21 protein-coding genes and 1 riboswitch are annotated in these 22,978 nt (G+C 36.5%); of the genes, 2 read left to right on the top strand and 19 right to left on the bottom strand.

What is annotated here, in order from left to right; genetic code table 11:
* Positions 1–21: 21 nt before the first annotated feature.
* Entirely contained in the window at positions 22–930 is a 909-nt protein-coding gene (locus BC6307_RS05795) for an AEC family transporter (protein ID WP_066410838.1), read from the bottom strand.
* Positions 931–1,137: 207 nt separating this feature from the next.
* Positions 1,138–1,239: riboswitch (SAM riboswitch) on the top strand.
* A 130-nt stretch (positions 1,240–1,369) separates the two neighbouring features.
* Here BC6307_RS05795 and BC6307_RS05790 point away from each other — a divergent pair.
* Positions 1,370–2,476: a 5-methyltetrahydropteroyltriglutamate--homocysteine S-methyltransferase gene (locus BC6307_RS05790; protein ID WP_066410840.1), complete on the top strand. Its 1,107-nt coding sequence runs from the start codon at positions 1,370–1,372 to the stop codon at positions 2,474–2,476.
* 49 nt (positions 2,477–2,525) lie between these two features.
* Here BC6307_RS05790 and BC6307_RS05785 read toward each other — a convergent pair whose 3' ends face one another.
* From BC6307_RS05785 to gltC, 7 genes are all read right to left on the bottom strand, one after another.
* Positions 2,526–2,966: a hypothetical protein gene (locus tag BC6307_RS05785; protein WP_066410842.1), complete on the bottom strand. Its 441-nt coding sequence runs from the start codon at positions 2,964–2,966 to the stop codon at positions 2,526–2,528.
* A gap of 25 nt (positions 2,967–2,991) precedes the next feature.
* On the bottom strand, positions 2,992–3,249 hold the full coding sequence (locus tag BC6307_RS05780) for a hypothetical protein (protein WP_066410844.1): 258 nt from the start codon (positions 3,247–3,249) through the stop codon (positions 2,992–2,994).
* Between the two features lie 115 nt (positions 3,250–3,364).
* Positions 3,365–3,769: a GNAT family N-acetyltransferase gene (locus tag BC6307_RS05775; RefSeq protein WP_066410845.1), complete on the bottom strand. Its 405-nt coding sequence runs from the start codon at positions 3,767–3,769 to the stop codon at positions 3,365–3,367.
* Positions 3,770–4,018: 249 nt separating this feature from the next.
* Complete coding sequence (locus tag BC6307_RS05770) at positions 4,019–4,903, bottom strand: LCP family glycopolymer transferase (RefSeq protein ID WP_066410847.1); 885 nt, start codon at positions 4,901–4,903, stop codon at positions 4,019–4,021.
* Complete coding sequence (locus tag BC6307_RS05765) at positions 4,896–5,417, bottom strand: sigma-70 family RNA polymerase sigma factor (protein WP_066410849.1); 522 nt, start codon at positions 5,415–5,417, stop codon at positions 4,896–4,898. The genes BC6307_RS05770 and BC6307_RS05765 overlap by 8 nt, the downstream gene beginning before the upstream one ends.
* 197 nt (positions 5,418–5,614) lie before the next feature.
* Positions 5,615–7,078, bottom strand: coding sequence for a transposase (locus BC6307_RS05760; RefSeq protein ID WP_244905124.1), 1,464 nt, complete (start codon positions 7,076–7,078; stop codon positions 5,615–5,617).
* A 309-nt stretch (positions 7,079–7,387) separates the two neighbouring features.
* Positions 7,388–8,293, bottom strand: a complete 906-nt coding sequence (gene gltC / locus BC6307_RS05755; protein ID WP_066418778.1) for a glutamate biosynthesis transcriptional regulator GltC — start codon at positions 8,291–8,293, stop codon at positions 7,388–7,390.
* 180 nt (positions 8,294–8,473) lie between these two features.
* Between gltC and gdhA the strand changes: the two genes are divergently transcribed.
* Positions 8,474–9,856, top strand: a complete 1,383-nt coding sequence (gene gdhA, locus BC6307_RS05750) for an NADP-specific glutamate dehydrogenase (protein WP_066418775.1) — start codon at positions 8,474–8,476, stop codon at positions 9,854–9,856.
* Between the two features lie 44 nt (positions 9,857–9,900).
* Here gdhA and BC6307_RS05745 read toward each other — a convergent pair whose 3' ends face one another.
* From BC6307_RS05745 to BC6307_RS05695, 11 genes are all read right to left on the bottom strand, one after another.
* The gene (locus BC6307_RS05745; protein WP_066418772.1) at positions 9,901–10,683 is read right to left on the bottom strand and encodes a Cof-type HAD-IIB family hydrolase; all 783 of its coding nucleotides are present in this window, start codon (positions 10,681–10,683) and stop codon (positions 9,901–9,903) included.
* 326 nt (positions 10,684–11,009) lie between these two features.
* Positions 11,010–11,972, bottom strand: a complete 963-nt coding sequence (locus tag BC6307_RS05740) for an alpha/beta hydrolase (RefSeq protein WP_066418769.1) — start codon at positions 11,970–11,972, stop codon at positions 11,010–11,012.
* A gap of 141 nt (positions 11,973–12,113) precedes the next feature.
* Entirely contained in the window at positions 12,114–13,316 is a 1,203-nt protein-coding gene (locus tag BC6307_RS05735) for a DUF4085 family protein (RefSeq protein WP_066418768.1), read from the bottom strand.
* Positions 13,317–13,402: 86 nt separating this feature from the next.
* Entirely contained in the window at positions 13,403–14,197 is a 795-nt protein-coding gene (locus BC6307_RS05730; protein WP_066418766.1) for a helix-turn-helix domain-containing protein, read from the bottom strand.
* Between the two features lie 276 nt (positions 14,198–14,473).
* The gene (locus tag BC6307_RS05725) at positions 14,474–14,986 is read right to left on the bottom strand and encodes a CueP family metal-binding protein (RefSeq protein ID WP_066418765.1); all 513 of its coding nucleotides are present in this window, start codon (positions 14,984–14,986) and stop codon (positions 14,474–14,476) included.
* 108 nt (positions 14,987–15,094) lie between these two features.
* Complete coding sequence (locus tag BC6307_RS05720; protein ID WP_066418764.1) at positions 15,095–17,137, bottom strand: catalase; 2,043 nt, start codon at positions 17,135–17,137, stop codon at positions 15,095–15,097.
* 124 nt (positions 17,138–17,261) lie between these two features.
* Positions 17,262–18,071 (bottom strand): alpha/beta hydrolase, encoded by an 810-nt coding sequence (locus BC6307_RS05715; RefSeq protein WP_066418760.1) that lies wholly within the window; start codon positions 18,069–18,071, stop codon positions 17,262–17,264.
* A gap of 120 nt (positions 18,072–18,191) precedes the next feature.
* Positions 18,192–18,842: an SDR family oxidoreductase gene (locus tag BC6307_RS05710; protein WP_066418758.1), complete on the bottom strand. Its 651-nt coding sequence runs from the start codon at positions 18,840–18,842 to the stop codon at positions 18,192–18,194.
* Between the two features lie 118 nt (positions 18,843–18,960).
* The gene (locus tag BC6307_RS05705) at positions 18,961–19,944 is read right to left on the bottom strand and encodes a carbohydrate kinase family protein (protein WP_066418756.1); all 984 of its coding nucleotides are present in this window, start codon (positions 19,942–19,944) and stop codon (positions 18,961–18,963) included.
* Positions 19,945–19,954: 10 nt separating this feature from the next.
* Positions 19,955–21,445 (bottom strand): glycoside hydrolase family 32 protein, encoded by a 1,491-nt coding sequence (locus tag BC6307_RS05700; RefSeq protein ID WP_066418753.1) that lies wholly within the window; start codon positions 21,443–21,445, stop codon positions 19,955–19,957.
* Between the two features lie 24 nt (positions 21,446–21,469).
* Positions 21,470–22,906: a PTS transporter subunit EIIC gene (locus BC6307_RS05695; RefSeq protein ID WP_066418750.1), complete on the bottom strand. Its 1,437-nt coding sequence runs from the start codon at positions 22,904–22,906 to the stop codon at positions 21,470–21,472.
* Positions 22,907–22,978: the final 72 nt, after the last annotated feature.

The raw sequence follows: 22,978 nt of genomic DNA, 5'->3' as shown, positions 1-22,978 counted from the left end.
TCCATCGAGTCTAACATTTTATTATATATAATTAGCAAAAAAATAAAGCATGACGATACTTATAATAATCGTTATGTTTGCTGTTGTTGCTATTAATCTAGTAGCTTCCGTGCTGTATTTGAATTCTACTGCAAACGCAAGCGAAGATGTCGCAACCGGTAGCAAAAATCCAATCAATAACGTGTAACGAAACATGTCATCATATGGAAGTAAGTAAAATAGCGATAGTCCTACAAGTAGGCCTGTCCCATATTTGAAGGATAGAAATTTTATCAATGGCTTTATGAATTGTTTTTCGATTTTAAAATTCAAATAGATTCCTAGCAACAATAATGACAACGGCACATTAGCTGCTGATATGGTACTTGCCACATCAATAACCATTGTCGGTAGTTGGATGTTAATAAAGTTTAACGTACTAGCAATAATATACGTCATTAACGGTATTGAGGTGCCTAGTCGTTTTAAAATTTCAATTGGGTTTAAGCTTAATCCTTCTTTTGAAAAATAGCTACCTAAAATAAAAGCAATTCCAAAGACCATTAACGACGTTCCGACATCAAACATACTAAAATACGTTAGTCCATTCATTCCCCAAATGGCAAAAACAAGGGGAAAGGCAAACAAACCAACATTTAACCCGGAAGCCATCATCATAAATGATCCTTTTAATTCTCGCTCTTCATTTTTGAAAACGAGTAATCCTAGTGGTGTTAATAGTAACCCATATAATAGGACGATAACTGGCAGTATCATTAACGTTGGTTCTATTTTAACCGAGTTGAACGTAACGATAACTAAGGCAGGAAGTGTTATTCTAAAAATAATTTTTGCAATAACTTGTCCTTCTTTTTCTTCTATCACTTTTAAGCGCTTTAATACGTAACCGAGCGCGATGATTGCAATAATGTAAAAAAACTCCTGATTCATTACTACATAAGCTCCTCTATATCTTTATTGTAGAAAAGTATTTTGACACTCGTTCCATTGTAAGTTATGAAACGGCTTTCATGTCAACCTTTTTTCCAAATGACGGATGTTTGTCGAAAATTCCGCAATATATTTTTACAGTAAAATGTTGACAACCTTTTTATTTCCATGTATAGTGAATTCCATAAACTTAATATTTTCAATTTTCTCTTATCTAGAGAGGTGGAGGGACTGGCCCTATGATACCTCGGCAGCGGACTTTAAATAGTACTGTGCCAATTCCAGTAGCGTAATGCTAGAAGATAAGAAGAGCCGGCGGTTTAATATTGTTCTTTCACCCCTCTTCTTATTTTTGAGAAGAGGGGTTTTTATTTTAAGCTCTATTAAACCTCACTATTGATTAGAGAAACTATAAAACTTTTAAAGGGAGAGTTAACTTATGACAACAAAAACATTAATTAGTGCGCCATTTCGTGCAGATCACGTAGGTAGTTTATTACGTCCAGAGAGCATTCATAAAGCAAGAAAGGATTTTCAAGAAGGGACTATTACTTCCCAACAACTTCGTGAAATTGAAACAGAAGAAATAAAAAAGGTTGTAGATAAGCAAATCGAAGTTGGTCTTCAAGCTGTAACAGATGGAGAGTTTCGTCGTAGATTTTGGCATACTGATTTTCTAGAGCATTTGAACGGTGTAGAAGGCTATGTGCCAGACCATGGATTTAAATTTAAAGATGTGGAAACAGAAAGATACGATGTACGTGTCGTTGGAAAAATTTCTTTTAATCCAGATCATCCACATGTGAAAGATTTTATTGAGTTTAAAGAAATTGTTGGAGATCGTGCGGTTGCAAAACAAACAATACCGAGTCCAAATCAATTATTCAACGCTGGTATCCGTAACTTGGACATTTATCCGGACATTGAGGAGTATGCAAATGATATCATCCAAGCATACCGCGATGCAATTAAAGCCTTTTACGATGCAGGTTGTCGTTATTTACAATTAGATGATGTTTACATTGCTGGACTAAACGCACCAGAAATTCCATTTAATGATAGTGGCTATTCCCGCGAAGAATTAATTGCGTTAGCTTTGCGTGTAGCTAACGGCGTCTTAGAAGACAAACCAGAGGACCTTATTGTTACTACTCACCTATGTCGTGGTAACTACCGCTCTACTTGGGCATTTGAAGGTAGCTACGCAAAAATTGCACCAACATTATTCGCAAAAGAAAAAGTAAACGGCTTTTTCTTAGAATATGACGATGACCGTTCTGGAGATTTCCAACCTTTAGAGCACATTCCGAATGGCGGCCCTCAAGTAGTTTTAGGGGTATTCACTTCTAAACACGGTACATTAGAAGATAAAGAAAATATTAAAGCACGCGTGGAAGAAGCAACGAAATTTGTACCACTAGAGCAACTTTGCATTAGCCCACAATGTGGTTTTGCTTCTACTCATCACGGTAATATTTTAACAGAAGAAGAACAATGGGCTAAACTGAAGTACATTGTAGATATTTCAAAAGAAATCTGGGGTTAATAATTCCATTTGGAAAAGCTCTGACCGACTAGTAGTGGGTTAGAGCTTTTTATTTACGATAATCTTCTTTTAATAACCAAGGGATTTTCATTTCAAATTCCATTTGTATAGTTGGTGTCGTAAACTTATTTGGTACAAGTGAACAATCTTCCGTAAAGCTGAATAAAATGCCATCAATTGCGTCGATAACTTGTCCTTCTCCAATTGACCGTTCCAATATGTTGCCTACTATATGATAAAAGCCACCATAAAAATGTAAGCCATCCTCCTGTTGAAAATGTTGAAACACTTCGCCTTCTTTTTTAGGATCTATCCCTAATGATTGAAAAAGCCCCATTATATTCAAAGAGAAAGTATCACATGCAAGTAAATAATTAGCACAATAATGACAACTACAATCTTCTGTTATAAGATGGTATTTTTCATAAAAACTTTTCGTTTGAGCAATATCCACTTCTATTTTCCAACCATTAAACTCTAATTTAATCAAACTAAATCCAGCTCCTACTCTAACATTAGCTTAATAATTGAATAACAAATAGCGTACCAAAAATTCCAAACACAATAAGTACACTTAATTGCGGGTCGATACGTTTTTGAAGTGCTTTCACATGTACTTCTGCTTTATCTATTATAAAACTAAGCAGAAAAAGTCCAACTGCAAAAATTGAATATGTAATCCACTTATTTCCTACTAACGGTTCAACAACTCCGAGAATTATATATATATAAATTAGAAAAACGATTAAATAAAGTAACTTTGATAGTTTCATATTAAATACCTCTCTATACTCTCATTTTGATATCTCTTACTTGCAATATCATTGCTCCCCACCCTATACACATGAAAGAAAAACAGAGAAGTTTTACCTCCTCTGTCCGCTTAAACTATATTCCAGATTGCTTAGAATAATTCCGCCTAATCATCCCGACTGACTTCATCAAGCCTAATTTTTCATAGTACGGTTGGAGCTCCTCATCACACATTAAGTCAATCATATAAATGTCGTCTAATTCTGTTAACATCCGTTGAACTAACTCCCCACCGATTCCTCGGTTTTGGTAAGCTGGTAATACTTCAAGGAACGGTATATAGGCGGAAAGGATTCCATCACTAATAGCTGTAATGAAACCTACTACTTTATTAGTTTCTTCATCAAGAGCTAGGACAACTTTATCACTATTTTTTTGTAAAGTTAAGTGTGTTTGTTGGCTCGGCGGCTGAGGCCAACCTACAAAAAAGCCTTCAAGCATCTCGATTGTAATACCATCTATCGTCGTTTTAAATTCCATCATATAGTCCCCTTATCTTTTATTTTGGTAATAATAAAAGATAAAGATCAATTGTAAAGTAACAAAAGAAAACCTCCAAACAGAAAAGACTATATAACTTATTCTATTAGTTTGGTAAAAACCCTTCCTTGTTACCTGGGATTTTTTACGTTACTAGTTCCTTCTATTATATATAGAAAATAATTAAAATAACAAAAGCCACTTGCTATCACTGAAGTGGCATTTTTTATTCTATTTCTCAGTTGGCATCTATTTTACACCTAGCTCTGTTCTAACTTTTTCGATACCTTCTTCGTCTACCATATAATATACAATCCCTTTAACAGTAGAAAACTCCACTAACTCTCCCATCTCTATTGCATCTATCTTCAAATCTTTGCTTGTATCGATTTCAGGGAAAATTTGAGTAATGTTTTTATTTATTAAATCTTCTATTATAGCTACTAATAATTCATTATGCTGTTTTTCTCTATGTTCAAAAGTATGTCGGGCAGAATCATACCTAGCTAATAATTGACTCAAAACTTCTTCTCCGCTTAACGTTTCGGTCGTAGTCGTTAGAGAAATGCCGCCCAAACTATTTAAAAGTTGTACAAATCTTTCTTCTGTTAGTTCATGATAAGAATCGATTTGCATTCCGAAGAACTTAGAAAAAGACTTCTCTGCCGCTTTCGACTCGAAAATAGTAGTATCGAGAGCCTTTCCTTTCATTCTTTCCTGACCAGTTTCATCTATAATTGGTACGTACAAATCTCGATGAATGGATAAAATTTTCAAGTTATTTTCACTAGGAATATACGAAAATAACAATTGTAAATCCGCCCGCTCATGTTCTTCTCGCCTAATTATTAATAATTCCGTTCTTGGGTTTTCATGCTCCCCTATCTGTGCAACATTATGTATTTCTTCATTATTATTGAAAATAGTTGACGAGGAAAATAGAATAAATATTAACACTGCTACAATCCCGGTGATCGAGGTGATAAATAAAGCACTAAACGATTTAAAGAGCTTTTTCACCTTATTTTTGGATGTTTCGTTTTTAATTCTACGAAACACTTTTTCCCTATCGGTAGCATCAAAGGTCAAATCATCGAATTCGGGAAACAAATACTCTTTTTCTTTATTATCCAACGATCTCAGCCCTTTCTAATTTTTCTTTAAGTTTCGACTTCCCTCTTCCCAATCTTGTTTTGACTGTACTCATTGGTATGTTCATTAATTCCGATATTTCTTTTATCGTAAACTCCTCATAATAATACAAAAAGATAACTTCTCTATATTTAGTGGATAGGTCAAAAACAGTATGTTTTACGTTATTCTTTTCCCAATTGTGTAGTGCTTCGTCTTCCGATGATGCGTTACTTTTAGTATTGAATTGATAAAGTTCCGAAACTTTTAATTTTCTATAGCTCCAACTTTTTAAATAATCTTTCGCAGTATTTATCGTTATCCGATACAACCATGTTTTGACACTAGACTCATGTCTAAACTTTTCCCAATTAATGTAGCTTTTAATAAAAACATCTTGAACTAAATCTTTAGCAATCTCTTTATCTCTCACATAGGAATAAGCTAGTCTAGTTAACTGGTCACCATATGTAATCATCATTGTTTCCAATAAAGAATCCTTTTCACTATTATCCAACCTGATACTCCCACACCTAAAAGAGTGGGGTTCTAATTTACTTATATACTTCTCCAATGCTCTCACCGAAAGAATATTAAGTCTTCTAGTTACAACACAAAGGAACTCATATATGTTCAATTAGACTTTTACAACCAAAGAAACCTCTGTTCCTATTAGCGGTCGTTTCGGCTCGTATCTAAACCGAAATTAAAATATTATACACCCATGCTAGTGGGGTTTTTTTCTTTCTTTTTTAACCTTGTTATTTCTAAGTCGTGCATTTTTCTAAATTTATGGAAGTGTTGTTCACACAGATCTCTATCTATTTCATCCAAGCTTTCCTTGCAGTTCATTAATAGAAAAGCTGAATATAAATCTCGCTGTATTTTACAGAACCCAAAGTTATTCCATCTTTCGTGCAATTTTTTCTTTTCATATGTATTAGTGAAATGATTATATTGACTTGCTTTTATAAGCGTTGTGTTTACTTTATTTAATCTTATGCCTTTGTATTTAAGTTTTCGTTCTATAATCCTTAACAACATCGCAGGTGCTCGATTGCTGATCGTTCTCCCGAATCTTTTCTTTTTATTGAATTTGCCTTTCTCATTCACCGTTGTTTCTTTCGCTCTTCTTTGAAGTCCCTTAAAACTCATGTTTTCGACAAATATTACGTCACCCAAAGCAAGGATGGAGTTAGCTAGCATCTCGTGATCCTGTTTTCTTTTGGCTCTATTTAGCCTCTGCAACTCTTTTAATTGGCTCTTTTTTCTCATATATCGTTTTGAAAACAGCCATTTGTCTTTATTGCTAGTATCAATCGTGCCGTCTTTTTTATATTTTAATGGATTGTTCGCTCTTTTACTTCTGTCCATACTTCTTTGGATAATCCTTATCTGTTTATCTAAGTCTATAACACTAGGCGCAAGCTCCGTCAGCATAACTTTTGTTTCAGAACAGACTGCCACAGTAGAAGTCCCTATATCAATACCTACTCTTTTCTGAGTAGAACTATTATCTTTCATCCCATTGGAATTGTACTTTTTCGGCGGCGTGCCTTCGAGCACTAATTGAGCATAGTATACATATTTATTCTTAATCCACTCTCTTTTAATTCTAACAAATTTAATTTTGTCTTTTAGAGCAAGGTGGGCATAGACGTCTTTCTTTTTAACGATTGTTCTAAGAACTAGACCGTTCCAAAATATATTGCCATTCTTGTATCTAATACCTGTTGAATTAGACTTCCCTTCGATGGAATTCATTTCACCGTACTTCTTGAAATGTACTTTCTTACCTTGTTTGTACATTAATTTTTCAAAAGCTCTGAAAGCTCTTGTGGCAATTTTTTGACTGGTAAATGCATCTATATTCTTTTTAAATTCATGTTGCATCGGTTTCACAAACTCATGAAGCGAATACTCGACTAATCCAAACTCCTTATTCAAATTGGAAAATAGCTTATTTCGCTTTTTGCCCTTCCCCATCTTACAAACAACTCTATATTTTTTTGATTGTTTTAAAGCTGTATATCTTTTAAGCAGTTCTCGTAAGCACGCATTATACATGCCCCTGGATAACTCGAATCGCTTAGATAATTTATGCTCTTGATGGATTTCAGTTCTTATTCTTAACGTTAGAACATAGCTTGGAGTTTTAGATTTAGCCAACGCACTCACCTCCTATAGATATATTTTACCATACAAGAACGTATGTTCTCAATAAAAAAATCGAACAATTAATATGTCTGAATACATACCTTGTTCGACATCACTTTCATCCCACACCTAAAGGAGTGGGCTTTCCCGTTCTGGAAGTTCTGTAATCCCCCCTTCTTTTTGTTTAAGTATTTGTTCGACGAATGTGACGTTAAAAATGTTTCAATTGTTTTTAAATGGGAAGTGTATGGCGGCACTTACACGACTTTTTGACGCAGTTGGAAAATTTATTGACGCACTTCCGCATTTTATTGAAAAGTCTAAAACTCCCTAATTTCTAAAATCCCCTAGTCGCATAAAGAATTCTTGAAGAAAGTTGTAGAATAGCTTCTCAGTCGGAAGGAGGACGCGGTCTTTTGGGGTGATGACTCCGACAGTTCGTGTGACATTTGGTTCGACTAATGGAATTTTCACCGCTGAGCGGGGTAAACTATCGACTAGCGTTTCTTCTGGCATTAGGGTAACCCCGAGGCCAGCTGAGACTAATCCTTTTAGAGCATCGATGTCATCTCCTTCGAACGCAACTTTTGGTGTAAAGCCAAGGTTTTGACAGGCGTTAACGACGATATCACGAAATACGAAGCCTTCTGGTAAAAGGACGAACGGTTCTTCTGCCAACTCCCATAATGTAATCGACTTCTTTTTAGCTAATGGGTGGTTAATCGGCAAAAGTGCAACAACGTTTTCTGTAAATAATATTTTTCTATTTATCTTTTTCTCTTCTTGTGGGACAGGGCCAAGTAGCGCAAGGTTAAAATCGCCTTTCACTACACCATCGATTAGTTCACGATATAACCCTTGTTTTAATTGGAATTTCGCTTCTGGGTATCGTTGACGGAAGGCATATATAACGGTTGGTAATGTATTCGCAGCTAAGCTGACTGGGAATGCAATGCGGATTGTACCTTTTTCCGGATCTAAATATTCTTCTACTTCCCTTTTCGCATCATCCATTACATTCATTGCATGTTTCATTCGTTCAAAAAATATTTTCCCTATCGGTGTTAATCGAACCCTTCTTCCTTCGCGTATAAACAAGTCTACTCCTAATTCACTTTCTAAGTTTACAATTTGCCTACTGACGGAAGATTGTGCGACATGTAAAGCGTCTGCTGCTTCTGTCATATGTTCTCTTACTGCTACTTCCATAAAGTACCGTATCTGTCTAAAGTCCACCTTTTCTCCCCCTAAATATCCACTTATGCAAAAAACGCATTAATATTATCGTTTCTTGATATTGATTCGATTATTTAAATAATTATAAAATATTTTATAATATCTGATAAATAATAACCTCATATTTATAAAAAAAATTACTATTAACATAAAACATTAACTGAAAAAGGACTGATGCGTATGAAAACATTAGAAAAAGTTCAACATTCACATACAAAAAATGCAAGCAAGTATGTTCAAGAAGTGTATGAAACGGTAAAAGTACGAAACGCAAATGAAAGTGAATTCCACCAAGCTGTAAAAGAGGTCTTCGATTCATTAGTGCCAGTCCTCGTGAAAAACCCTCAATATATGCGTCAAGCAATCCTCGAAAGAATCGTTGAGCCTGAAAGAGTCATCTCTTTCCGCGTACCATGGGTTGATGACAACGGAAATGTTAAAGTTAATCGCGGATTCCGTGTTCAATATAACAGTGCCATTGGACCTTATAAAGGTGGAATAAGATTTCACCCTTCTGTAAATGCAAGCATCATCAAGTTTTTAGGTTTTGAACAAATTTTTAAAAATTCATTAACTGGTCAACCAATTGGTGGAGGCAAAGGCGGAGCTGATTTTGATCCGAAAGGCAAATCAGACGGAGAAATTATGCGTTTTTGTCAAAGCTTCATGACAGAGCTTAGCAAGTATATCGGACCAGATATCGACGTACCAGCTGGCGATATAGGTGTTGGTGCAAAAGAAATTGGTTACTTATTTGGACAATATAAGAAAATGCGTGGCGGATTTGAAGCTGGAGTTTTAACTGGCAAAGGAATTGGTTATGGGGGAAGTTTAGCACGTAAAGAAGCTACAGGATATGGGACTGTTTATTTTGTAGAGGAAATGTTAAAAGATAGTAACCAACACTTCAAAGGAAGCACTGTCGTTGTATCAGGATCGGGAAATGTTTCGATTTATGCAATGGAAAAAGCGATCGAGCTAGGTGCAAAAGTAGTAGCATGTAGTGATTCAAATGGTTACATTTATGATCCGAACGGCATTAACTTAGATACTGTAAAACGTCTTAAAGAAGTAGAGAATAAACGAATTAGCGAGTATGTAAAAGATCACTCTAATGCAATTTACAGTGATCAATGCAGTGGCATCTGGTCGGTTCCATGTGATATCGCTCTTCCTTGTGCGACGCAAAACGAAATAGATGAAGAGTCTGCAAAACTGTTAGTATCTAATGGGGTAAAGGCGGTAGGTGAAGGGGCAAATATGCCATCTTCGTTAGAAGCTATTGAAGTTTTCTTACAAAATGGGGTATTATTCGCTCCTGCAAAAGCGGCTAATGCTGGTGGTGTTTCTGTATCAGCATTAGAAATGGCACAAAATAGCATGAGACTTTCCTGGAGCTTTGAAGAAGTCGATTGTAAGCTACAAGAAATTATGAAAAATATTTACCGCAATAGTAAAAAAGCAGCAGAAGAATATGGAGCACCTGGAAACTTAGTGGTTGGCGCAAACATTGCTGGTTTCGTAAAAGTTGCGGATGCGATGATTGCTCAAGGAATTATTTAAAATAAAAGTGCACCTTCGTATTTCCAAGGTGCACTTTTTGTTTCTTATTTTAACAATCCAACCATTTGAAGTCCGTGATAAATGCCGTCGTCTTCTACTGAATCTGTCACATGTTTTGCAACGGATTTTACTACATCTTCTGCATTCCCCATTGCTACACTGTTGTGAACTTCTGTTAACATTTCAATATCATTCAATCCGTCCCCAAAAGCATAAACGTTTTCCTTTGAAACGCCAAGCTTTTCGACAATTTTATCGATACCTTTTGCTTTCGAACCACCCTTTGGAAGAATATCAACCGAAACAGGATGCCATCTTACGAAATCAAAGTCATCATACTTCTCTTCATATTGCTTTTCCTCCCCTACTGGACAGAATAGAAGCGATTGGTACAATTCACGCTCTTTATAATAGTGAGGGTCGTGTGTTGGGAACTGTTTTATTTTTAATGTATCAATACTTTCCTTTATGAAAGGATGCTCTGGTACATTCGCCTTCATATCTTCATGATCCATATATACAATCGGATGCTCATTTTGTAACGCATCTTCCGTTAACTTAATTAGGGAGGTAATATTTAATGGATTCGCATATAATACTTCCCCATTTAACACAACGTATTGCCCGTTATAACTAACGAACGTATTAATACCTAATTCTTTCCGTAATTCTTCATACATAAAAGGTGCCCGACCTGTCGCAATCGCAACGATATGTCCCGCTTCTTTTAGTTTCATAATCGATTCTTTCGTAGAGGCAGGTAGTTCTTTTTCATGATTTAATAACGTTCCATCTATATCAAAGAAGATAACGCTTTTGTTTGTCATGCTCTCTCCTACTTTCTATATGTATTTCGTGATCTAGTTAGCCAAAATAATGTAAGAATAGATCACTTCATTATTATTAGTCTTAGTGTAAGTTATGAAACGGCTTTCATGTCAACCTATATGTTTTATATTAGTATGGATAATGGAGCAAAGGAGAATTCAATTGGCATAAATCAATCGGGAGACGTAAAAGGAATCCCTCCGATAAAATCTCTTTCATAGCAGAATACATAAAAAGTCCTAATTATTATTTTTTTGAGCAACAATAAAAAACCATTTAGAGACATAGTTCTAAATGGTTCAAATTTGATATTTATTTTTTCATCTTATTTCCTCTCCACTACCTTCTCCCGGTTCAAAACATGCTTCACTGCTCCAACATATTCTGCGAGGGCTCGTTGACTTACTGCAGCTGCTGGATTTAGCGTTTCAAATCCGTGATAGGCGCCTGGGTACAGGTGAAATTCAACGTCGACTCCTGCTTGGCATAGTCGTTTAACGTAATCGAGTGTTTCATCACGAAATGGATCTAATTGCCCAACACATGTATACGTGTAAGGAAGATTTGTCAGGTCTGTTGCACGCGATGGAGCCGCATGAGCTGGGACGTCGTCTTTACCATTTTTCCCATTTAAATACATAGACCAACCTTTTTCGTTTAAATCATGATTCCAGATTAGATTGCCTGTAATCTCTAAACTGGACGGTGAATTGTTTTTATCATCAATCATCGGATATAGTGGCATTTGGAAGCAAAGTTCTGGGCCATTTCTATCGCGAGCAAGTAAAGCTAGCGCTGCGGTTAAGCCGCCTCCTGCACTTTGTCCGCCAACTCCAATTCTTGAAGCATCTACCCCTAGTTCATCCACCTTTTTAGCAAACCACTGTAGAGCTGCATAGCAATCCTCTAACGGTGCTGGATACGGATGTTCCGGTGCAAGACGATAATCAACGGAAACGACCACACAATTGGCCTCCTTAACAAATCGTTGACATAATAAATCATCACCCTCTGGGGCACCTAACACATATCCACCACCATGAATCCACAATAGTCCTGGAAGTTTCTCTGTTTTTTCTTTCGGCTCATAAATACGTACTCTTACGTATGGATTATCTTCAGGTCCAGGTACCATTCTATTTGAAACAACGACCTCTTCATCAACCGGTAGTTCTGTTAACTGCGCCGCATCCTCCATTGCCTTTCTCGTAGCTTGTACATCGTCTAAGTTTAACGGGGGAAAAATGTCAAGCATTGCACGTAACTCAGGATCAATTCTATTTTTCATTCAAAGCCCTCCTTTAATTATCCATTCGTTCCTATTTCTTGAGGTGCATGTCTTATATACTATATTACTTATAGTCGTTCTAATATTCTAAACTTTATAAAAAAACATCCAAAAGTAGTCTTTGGATGTAATAGCCTTTTATTATTCAAATTCAATTAAGTCTCGGAATTTTTCTATTACGTTTTCAGCCAAAATTCCTTCTTTATAAAAGTGGTTTGTATATACACTCAACAACATTTCGTTCTCTTCTTTCATTTGTATTTTTAGTAACACGTTATTAATAATTGATGAAAGCTCTTTGGCATTCCCATACATTGTATTCCAGGCGCGTACTTGCAATTCTATATTATCACTTAATGCTGCTTCTTCTAGGTCTTCCACAAGTACTGGTTCGGATAAGTGTGCATACGGATCTTCGTAAATATCTGTATAAATAAAAGCAATTGGATTATGTTCATCAAGATGATAGCTGAACTTTTCGTTGCCTACAGTAACAACATACTCTTTTCCAAAAAATTCAATCTCTCCATTTTCGAATTCGATATTAGGTGTTAGTGATTGAATAGCACATGAAACATCGGGTGTAATGAACCAATATCGATATTCGCTATTTAACTCGGATACATAACTTTCAAATGTTGTCTCCGCTAACTTTTCTTCATCTCGTAATTTCGTATAGAGGCTAGGTCGATAAAAATAATTAGCATCTAAACTTTCCATCGTAATTGTCCATTCACTTTCAGGACATTCGAACAATACACGAAACGCAAAACTATTGTCTCTTTTCTGTAGTTCGTCATATATAAACCATTGGCCAACTTCTATAGGATGATTAGTATCTTCCGATGTGACGTTTTTAAAATGCAATTGAATTAGTGATTTTGTTGAAAAACCACCATCTGTATTAATAATAAGCAGCAATGATTTATCGTCACGAATGATTTGCTGAATTACCGCATCGTGCAAACTTTCTTGAAACACCTCTTGAACAGCTTGGGGTAAATACGTAATCGCCATTTTTGTTTGTTCGTAAGCCGCATCAAGAACTTGTTCGAATTCTTTATCAGCTTCTCGCATCCATTGAACGTAATCATCACGTACATGTTTTGGTAATGTTGGCTTGTTTAGTGTACCGTCCTTCACATACGGAATAAATCTGCTTGGCAAGGTCTGTAACAATTGCTCCTTTACTTCATCAAGTTCTTCTTTTAATCGAGTGAAAATGTCCTCGCCTTCTTCCTCCGCTTCCCGCAGCGCGATCTCCCAATGCTCATCTTCCTCTTGAATAGGCAACAAATTACACATTAAAAACTTTTCCTTCGCTTCTTTTGATATATGCCACATACGTTTATCCCCCAGTTTTTAGTAAACATTTTCGTTTCTTTCTATAGTAAAAAAGAGACTACACTTCTATGTAATCTCTATTAATCTCAAAACCATTCATTCAGCTTTTTTCTCCATTTTTTATTTGATTGTGCTTCTAGTCTTTCCATATGCTCCTTATTTTTCACAAAAATACTGTAAGCAGAAATAATCGTTATTTTTCGAACTAATATAAAAACACCTATAGCAATAAAGGCAACAAATAATGGATAGTAAGGTACTAACACACCTAAAGCGATGTCTTGCCTCTCTAGTAAGAATCCGAGAAAACTAATTATTAGTAATGCGACACCAAGCCCGATTACAAAAGCACCATTCTTCCGCTTCACGTTTTCGTAACGCTCCATTAAGTTTTGGAGAGTTGTTGAGTCAAGCAACAGCATTTTTTTATCAAGCTTTTCATAGTCTGTGTTCGCTTTTACTATCACTGATACAATAGTAACTAATCCTAGTGTAGCAAGTAAAATAATAGGGATAACATAAATTTCTGGTTTGTCTTTAAAAACTAAATATGGAATTACAGACAATATAAGTAAACTAAAACCTAAAGATAAAGATTTACCTACTTTCGTATAGTAATCTAAATACCCTTCTACTTTCTCCTTGCTTACGTAATATCCATCATTTGAATGATCATTTTCTGACACGTTATCCTTTAACAAGAAATCTGTTGACACTTCAAAGATAGTAGAAATCATTATTATTTTTTCTGTTTCAGGATATCCTTGACCATTTTCCCACTTACTTATTGCTTGGCGTGATGTATTTAGCTTCTCTGCTAATGCCTCTTGTGAAAGTCCATTCTCTTTTCTTAACGCTAATAATTTTTCTCCAAATGACATATTTTTAACTCCCTCCTTAATCTTAACTAAATTGTACGAAAACATCACTGCTAACTCTATCATTCTATCGTTGCACTTTGTTAACAGAAAGTTGCGTTATTATATTTTCCAGTTGCACAGGCGATTTGTTAGGGCTTTTTCAACTATTTCCCGAAAAATGAAATGACAAATTTTTCTTAAAATATATTTTACCATACAATACCACTTTAAAAGGTAATTTTCCCCATCAAAAAAAAGCGAACAGCACATAGACTGTTCGCTTCATTCTTGACATTGTTATAACAACTGCATTGTCGTTATACACGTATTGTCACCTTCAAAAGTAGATATTTCGGATTTCGTTTCTTTTCCATCGTATTCAATTGTCACTTGAAATGTTTGGTCTCTCGGTAGCCATAAGTCGATAAATCCATTCTCCAAAGAAGTAATTGTTTCATCGACTACGACATTTCCGTTTTCATCTTCTATATATACATCAAACTCTTGTTCTACTAGTTCTCCTTGGCATCCTGTTAAGCTATGGATTGCACATGGGTGTGTTTTTTCCACATAAGGCGCAATCGAAACGAAAAACTCTTCCTTAGGAAGCTCATATGTTGTAACTTCTTCATCCTCTTCCGTTACGATTAGTTCATGTGATGTGATAGAAGCGGAAACCTCTTCGAAACTACCAACACTATATTCATTCACTAATTGCTTAATGTCTACTGTTTTTGTTTCGTTATTGCTACATGCCCCTAAGATTAAAAGAAAGCATATTCCAATAATAGATAGTCCTATTTTTCTCAAGAAAGCTCAACTCCTATAATCTATTTGTACGTATTTTAACATATAAGTAATTAGCTTTTATGTTAAAATTGTTACAATCAATAGGAGTTTAGAGCATTACTTCTTCATTTACTTACGATTCCAAAATCGATGATGAGCTATAGCAGAGACAAACTCTTTTTCTATGTTCGTATAAGGGTCCGCGAAAACGACACCTTCCAAATTATTATGTTTATCATTTTGAATATAAAGTTTCCCGGTCGTTGCCACTCCAATTGGCTTAAAACTTTTGTACGCACCTTTCATAAATTCGTCCACACGTTGATCAAAAACTGTTTGGTTTTTAGAGCGACCACCTACAACATATAGTGCATCTAATAGCACGTGATGTGTTGTAAGAAATGTTTTATTCACTTTTAACTTCGCACCATCTGTCCCTGTTATAGTACCAAGCTTATCACTAATGACATCTATAAATATACCATTTTGCTTGAGCTCATCCATTACCTTCATCACTTCTCGCCCATTAAATCCTTCTCCAATTAGTACTCCTACTTTTAATGAAAAGGCAAATTTCGGGGTGTTCGCTTGGCTAACTGCAGGGGAGGTCACTGTTACAGGTACATGATTTCCGGCTGGAGGTTTTACTCCTACATTTTCCGCTATTGTAGTTGCCATTTCTTTATCTACATTCACAAACATATTTACAACTTGTTGACGAACAGATTCACTCTCCACTTTCCCTACTGAAAAACTAAAAGATTCAATAATATGCTGTTTCTCAATAGTCGACATACTATTCCAGAACATTCTTGCATGAGAAAAGCAATCTTTGAAACTATTGTCCTTTTGCTTACGACCTGCTACTTTTTCTGGATAATGAGCAAATCCTTCAGGGCTAGGACCTGGTGTATTGTTTGCAATCGAGTTTTTATAATAGTTTACTTGGTCTACATCTATTCGATGTCTCATATGACCATCTCGCTGATTATTATGAAAAGGACAGAGTGAACGATTGATTGGAAGTTCTGTATAATTAATACTTCCTAGTCGGTGCATTTGTGTCACTTTGTAAGTAAATGTTCTTCCTTGTAATATTGGATCATTCGAGAAATCAATGCCAGGAACAAGGTTTGTTATATCAAACGCTGATTGTTCTGTTTCAGCGAAAAAATTATCTACATTACGATTCAATGTTAACTTTCCGATTTTTTCGACAGGGATTAATTCTTCCGGCCATAATTTCGTTGGGTCGATAATATCAAATTCGTATTTAAATTCATCTTCTTCCGCAATCATCTGTACACCTAGTTCAAAAACTGGATATGCACCACGGTCAATCGCTTCTTTTAAATCTCGTCTATGATAATCAGGGTCAATTCCACCAATTATTTGTGCTTCTTCCATTAACAGCGAATGAACACCGAGTATTGGCTTCCAATGAAACTTTACAAATGTTGCTTTACCTTGATCATTGACAAATCGAAACGTATTAATCGGAAACCATTCCATCATACGCCAGCTTCTAGGGATAGTTCGATCCGACATTGCCCACATAACAAAATGCGCGGACTCTTGATTGTTCGCAACAAAATCCCAAAAATTATCGTGAGCAGCCGAAGCTGTCGGCATATCATCATGTGGATTCGGTTTCAGTGCGTGTTGCGAATCTACGAATTTAAATGGATCGTGTACAAAAAACACTGGGAACGGAAGTGATAGTAGATCATAATTCCCTTCCTCGGTATAGAATTTAGTGGCAAATCCTCGCACATCCCTCGCTGTATCCTTTGAACCTTTTCCGCCTTGAACAGTAGAAAATCGTACAAAAACAGGAGTGGTAGTAGTTGGGTCTTGTAGAAAGCCGGCCTTTGTAACCTTTCTCATCGATTTATACACTTGAAACTCTCCATGAGCACCAAAGCCTCTAGCATGTACGACCCTTTCCGGGATTCGTTCTTTATCAAAATGCATCTGTTTTTGGATAAAATGAAAATCTTCCATTAAAATTGGACCACGCGGCCCGGCTTTTAATGTAGCATCATTGTTAGCAACTTTTAACCCTTCATTTGTTGTTATCTTTTTACCGGTATTTTGAATACGGAACTTCTCTAGTTGTTTATCTTTACTGCTACCATCTATTTTCTTGTTGTTTCTTGATGACTGATCCATTTATTCACCTACCCTACTAAAAGTTAAACCAACTAATATATATGAAATTTCGTAGGAATAAGAACACCATCTAATCTAAACTCGAAAAGAACAGGACCAGTGTATCCACTGACCCTGTTCCTATTTAAAGCCCTTTTATCCACCTACCAGCCATTTCAATCCAATTTACAACCTCACTCTGAAGGTTTTTTGCACTAACCATCGTTTCTTCTGTTCCAAGTGATAAACCGTGAGCACCTCTAGGATAAATATGCATTTCTAATGATACGTCGTGCTTTGCAAGTGCGTTTGCAAACAACAAACTATTTTCTACTGGGACCGCGGTATCGGTAAACGTATGCCATAGAAAAGTAGGCGGTGTATGTGACGTTACTTGATTTTCTAATGACATTAGGTTAAGCAACGCTTTATCAGCTAACTTTTTCCCTAACAACGCTCGAAAACTACCTTTATGTGCATGTTCCCCTGATGTGATGACTGGATACGATAGTATTAGTCCATTCGGTTTTATTTGTTCCGGCTGTACGTCTAATATTTTGGGTAACGGGTCTCTATTCCAGAAAACTCCTAAACTCGCTGCAAGGTGTCCACCAGCAGAGAAACCCATTATAATGATTTTGTTTGCATCTACATTCCACTTATCTACATTCTTTCTAATTAACTTTACTGTTTTCGCTAACTGACATAATGCTGATGGAAATTCTGTTGGCTTTACACTATACCTTAAAACAGACGCATGAAACCCCATTGCGTTTAATTGAATCGCGATAGGTTCCGCTTCCCGATCGGAAGTGAACTCATACCCTCCCCCAGGGCAGACGACAACCATTGGCCTTTTTCGATTAGGATCGATTTCAGATGAATTATCCAATATGTAAGTATGTAACATGGCGACATCTTGTTTATGTTTCACTTCTATTTTCTCATGCAGCATATTCTTTTCCCCCTTCTCCCAACATAGATAAAGTGTACCACCCAAATGACATTTCTTCAGTACCATTAAAAACTTGTCTAAATGTTTGCACAAAAAAAGACGGAATAAACCGCCTTTCCATTAAACAGATTGTATCACCTCTTTAATTGACTCTGTCCCACCAATTACCTGAAACTCTTTCCCAATGGTGCTATCATTTTGTAATGTTGCAATAATTACCCTCGCTACATCTTCTCTAGCAACTTCTCCAATTTCCAAATCAAATCCCGCTTTTATCTTTCCTGTTCCTTTTTCATTTACTAATGCACCAGGATGGATGATCGTATAATCTAATTCCGTCTTTCTTAACCATTCATCCGCATAATATTTCGCTGCCACATATGGTGCGAAAGAAGGTGGGGCATCGAGAATAGCTTGTCGTCTCGTATCAAAGGAACTAATCATAATAAAACGTTTTATACCAGCTAATTTAGCAGCTTCTACTGTTTTTATCGCACCATCCAAGTCGACCATTATCGTTTTATCTTTTCCCGTATGTGGCCCTGAACCAGCTGTAAATACTATCGCATCGACGCCTTCCGCAGCTTTTGCAATTGAATCAATATCTCCCTCTAAATCTACTACTACCGTTTCGGCACCTAACTCTTCAAAAAAAGATGCTTGCTCCTTATTACGGATCATCGCCCTCGCATGTAAATGATCCTGTTCTTGTATAAAGGTTACTAACTGTTTTCCGATTTGGCCATTTGCTCCAACTACAAGTATTTTCATCGTAAACATCCTTTCTACAAATGTTTTAACTCTTTCCATTCATCTTAGAGGGATAAAATGACAAATGCAAACAGTCTGCTTATACGCTCATTTAACAATGAACAAGAAAAGACCCGCATTACGACGGGTCCGATTGCTCTTCTATTAGTTGTAAAATTTGTTCCTTTGTCGGAAGTGCTGAGATGGCGCCTTTTGCAGTGGCAGTTAAAGCACCACTAGCATTGGCAAACTGTAAAAATTGTTCATAGTTCTCGGCAAGTACATTCGTTAAATTTTCCGATGTCGTGCCAGATACGAGTAGTTGATATAAGAAACCACCTATAAAGGCATCGCCTGCACCAGTTGTATCTTGTACTCCGACCTTGTATCCTTTTGACTCCCACTTTTGCCCTTTCACGTAAAGGTCTGCTCCTTTTGCACCTTTCGTAAAAATAACAGCTTGGACATCACCGGTAAACAAGGAGTGAATCGCTTGTTCCGTATCAGTTAACCCTGTAATAAATTCTAATTCTTCATCCGAGATTTTAACAACGTGCGCATGCGGGATAAATTCCAAAATTGCTTCGCGGCAATCCGATGGGTTATCCCAAAGAGGAAGTCTCACATTTGGGTCAAAGCTAATAAGTCCACCACTATTTTTCATTAAGGAAATCGCCTTTTTATGCGCATGTTTCATTGGACTTTCTACTAAGTCTACAGAACAGAAATGTAGAATATCTCCTTTTTGGAACCAGTCTGCTTCCAGCTCATCTTCTTGAAAAAGTAAGTCTGCTGACGGTTTACGATAAAAAGAAAATTCTCTTTCACCATCTTCTGTTAACGAAACAAATGCTAGTGCTGTATTGGCTTCCGCTGTTCGGAGCACTTTATCTGTCTCTACCCCAACATCGTTTAACACTTCCAATAAAAAATCACCAAATGAATCTTGTCCCAGTTTTGTAATGATAGAAGCGTTATGACCATATTTCGCAACTGCGGCCGCAACATTCGCAGGTGCCCCACCAGGTGCGCGCTCGAAAGATACGACATCTTTAAGCGACACACCTTTTTGTTGTGGGATAAAATCGATTAACACTTCACCGATTGCGTATAATTTTGTCATACTCTCACCCTTATTTAGAAATACCTTCAGAAAGTTCATATTTTGTAAAACTACATTCTAGCTTCCCATCGCTGTAAATTTTTATTCCGTTCGATTCACTCTTTGGAAAAACTCTAGTCGTGAATACAACTTCTCCGTCGTTAATGAAAATTTCAGCAATACTACGGTCTACTATTACTTGTACTTTCGTAATGTCTCCAATTTCAAGTTCCGCACTTCTAATTATACCGAACTCTTCTCCAAAAACAGCATCAAATTTTTCACGATTTAAGCTTACTACTTGCTTTTCTTTATTAAATTGTAGGACTAATCCTTCTGTATCTGATGCGAACAGTTCCACACCGAATGTAGAAGAGGTTTTATTTTGAAAATCTAGTTCCAGTTCGTACTGGCTAGATTCATGATCAATTTCTTTCACGCCTTCTACGGTCATTAGTTCTTTCACCTTTTGACCTTTTCTTAGAAGCTTCAATGAGTCCGCTGGCTTTTGAAGAACCTTCCCATTTACTAGATTAAGTTCTCTCGGTAATGACAAGCAATGTGCCCAATCTTCCTTATCTGTTGGATAGTCAATTTCCCCCATACCTGCCCACGCGTATAAAAAACGCTCGTTATTAGGACCAGTAAATGTTTGAGGAGCGTAGAAATCGAACCCTTTGTCTAACTCTTGATAAGTTTCTACATCGAATGTAAGAGTTTCAAGATTTAGCTTACCAATGACGTAAATTACGTTGTAAAGATTGTGGTAATCGTGTCCATCTGGCTTCAACCCTTGTGGAGATACGACAATCACATCTTTGCCATCCAACTCGAAATAATCGGGACACTCTAGCATGTAAACAGAGTCTGGGAGCTCTAAGTTTATGTTCAATTCACCTTTGAAACTCCAATCTATTCCGTTACTAGATTCATAGACTATGATAGCTCCAGTTAAATCGGTTCTTTGCGCACCGAGCATCATGTAATAAGTGTCACCTTTTTGAAAAACTTTCGGATCACGAACGTGACCAGTAAACCCGGATGGAACACCTTCTATCAACGGGTTGTTTTCGTATTTCGTAATGTTGCCATCCCTGTCCATAATCGCAAGGTTTTGATTCGCAGATCTCTCTTCCGCACTATATTTGATATTACCTGTATAGTACAAATAAAGCTTACCATCTATTTCGAGAGATGCTCCAGAATAGGCACCATGAGATTCATAGTCTTCAACTGGAACTATTGCTACAGGAAGTCTTTCCCAGTTTACTAGATCTTTTGACTTTGCATGTGCCCAATGCTTCATACCGTGCATAGCCCCGAACGGATACCATTGATAAAACACATGATATTCCCCGTTAAAATACGCAAGACCATTCGGATCATTAATTAATCCATACTGAGGATGAATATGAAAGTTAGGCTTCCATTTGGAATGTATAGACTTTAATCTTAGTTGCTCTAATTCTTCTTCTGTTGCTTCATAAATTGTTCTATATTTTGGTTCCGTATATCTTTCCATATTGACACCTCTCTCACACATCTATTAAACTTCGTAACTTGGTTTTTTAATTTTTGCGTATGCTACTGTAAAAATGAAGCCCATAACGATTGCTAAAATGTTTGCAATTAAATAATGAAGATGACCTCCACCTTGTGTCGCAACAATTGCAAAACCAGGAATTGCGGTTGCTCCAAACCCTAAAGCTGTAACATTTAGAAAATACACGTATGCTCCACCGAATGTAGCACCTAAACAACCTGCGATAAGTGGGAACTTATACTTTAAATTGATTCCGAATAATGCTGGCTCCGATATTCCAAATAGTAATGAACCGAAGGACGACACACCAATTTGACGTGCTTTATCGTCTTTCCAACGTAAAAACAAGTACCCAAGTACCGCTCCACCTTGTCCCATTAAAGCTACTGACATTAAAGGCATAATAAAGTTAAAACCTGTATCTGCTAACAGTTGGGCTTCCACAGCTCCAATGACGTGATGTAATCCTGTGATAACGACAATCTGTTGAACACCTGCAAATAAAATAAATCCGATAACCCCTAGATTTTCCGTTCCCCACATTAAACTGTACGTTAAGTAGTCTGCTAACGTACGTCCTAATGGACCGATAATAACGAATAATAATAACCCAGAAAGTGTTACAGTTAATAGTGGTGCTAAGAAAAGCTTAATCATATCAGGAACTTTTTTATTAAAAAACTGATCTAGTTTCGCTACGACAAGTCCCATCATTAGTGCTACGATAATACCACCTTGGAACCCTACTAATTCGATATTTAATCCTAATATATTAATCTGCTCTGCATTAGCATCCCCACTAGCAACAGCAAATGCATTTCCTAAATCCGGATGTAGCATAATCGCTCCAATTACTAAACCTAATACTGGATTTCCACCAAACCTTTTCGTAGCGGAATAAACAACTAGTAAAGGTAGAATCGTGAAAATACCAGTGGACATAATTTGAAAGAATCGATTAATCCCTGTAATAGACGGATACATTTCCACAACAGATCTTTCCCCAAAAACTCCTGGCTGACCTAATAATCCAGTAATCCCCATTAATAAGGCAGCTGCCAATAAGCCTGGAATGATTTGTACGAACACATCTGATAGCGCTTTTATACCACGTTGAAACGGGTTTTGTTTTTTAGTAGATTGTTCTTTTACATCACTTAAAGACATATCTGCTATTCCTGCTTCTACTTTAAATACTTCAAACACGTTATTTACAATACCAGCACCAAATATGATTTGTAGTTGGTCACCAGCGACGAACGCCCCTTTAACGTGCTCCACTTGTTCGATTGCTTTTAAATCCATTTTGTCATTGTCTTTTAAAACAATTCTTAAACGAGTAGCACAGTGAGCCGCCCCTTGTATATTTTCTTTTCCACCGATTAAATGCACAACATCTTTTGCTGCTTCGTTGTACTTAGATGTATTATTTTTACTCACGGTATATCCTCCTCTTGCATTCTACTAGTGAACCGGAACCGGTTCCATTTGTTTGCAAAAAAATATATTGTT

The organism is Sutcliffiella cohnii (assembly GCF_002250055.1).
GTDB classification, from domain to species: domain Bacteria; phylum Bacillota; class Bacilli; order Bacillales; family Bacillaceae_I; genus Sutcliffiella; species Sutcliffiella cohnii.
Note: the sequence above shows the minus strand (reverse complement) of the source record. Positions and strands in the feature narration are given on the sequence as shown.

Excerpts from the sequence above, each read along its gene's own strand:
- BC6307_RS05735 (WP_066418768.1), bottom strand. The coding sequence starts at position 13,316 with ATGTGGCATATATCAAAAGAAGCGAAGGAAAAGTTTTTAATGTGTAAT.
- BC6307_RS05780 (WP_066410844.1), bottom strand. The coding sequence starts at position 3,249 with ATGAAACTATCAAAGTTACTTTATTTAATCGTTTTTCTAATTTATATA.
- BC6307_RS05745 (WP_066418772.1), bottom strand. The coding sequence starts at position 10,683 with ATGACAAACAAAAGCGTTATCTTCTTTGATATAGATGGAACGTTATTA.
- BC6307_RS05700 (WP_066418753.1), bottom strand. The coding sequence starts at position 21,445 with ATGGAAAGATATACGGAACCAAAATATAGAACAATTTATGAAGCAACA.
- BC6307_RS05795 (WP_066410838.1), bottom strand. The coding sequence starts at position 930 with ATGAATCAGGAGTTTTTTTACATTATTGCAATCATCGCGCTCGGTTAC.
- gdhA (WP_066418775.1), top strand. The coding sequence starts at position 8,474 with ATGAAAACATTAGAAAAAGTTCAACATTCACATACAAAAAATGCAAGC.
- BC6307_RS05710 (WP_066418758.1), bottom strand. The coding sequence starts at position 18,842 with ATGAAAATACTTGTAGTTGGAGCAAATGGCCAAATCGGAAAACAGTTA.
- BC6307_RS05790 (WP_066410840.1), top strand. The coding sequence starts at position 1,370 with ATGACAACAAAAACATTAATTAGTGCGCCATTTCGTGCAGATCACGTA.
- BC6307_RS05715 (WP_066418760.1), bottom strand. The coding sequence starts at position 18,071 with ATGCTGCATGAGAAAATAGAAGTGAAACATAAACAAGATGTCGCCATG.
- BC6307_RS05720 (WP_066418764.1), bottom strand. The coding sequence starts at position 17,137 with ATGGATCAGTCATCAAGAAACAACAAGAAAATAGATGGTAGCAGTAAA.
- BC6307_RS05775 (WP_066410845.1), bottom strand. The coding sequence starts at position 3,769 with ATGGAATTTAAAACGACGATAGATGGTATTACAATCGAGATGCTTGAA.
- BC6307_RS05705 (WP_066418756.1), bottom strand. The coding sequence starts at position 19,944 with ATGACAAAATTATACGCAATCGGTGAAGTGTTAATCGATTTTATCCCA.
- BC6307_RS05740 (WP_066418769.1), bottom strand. The coding sequence starts at position 11,972 with ATGAAAAATAGAATTGATCCTGAGTTACGTGCAATGCTTGACATTTTT.
- BC6307_RS05730 (WP_066418766.1), bottom strand. The coding sequence starts at position 14,197 with ATGTCATTTGGAGAAAAATTATTAGCGTTAAGAAAAGAGAATGGACTT.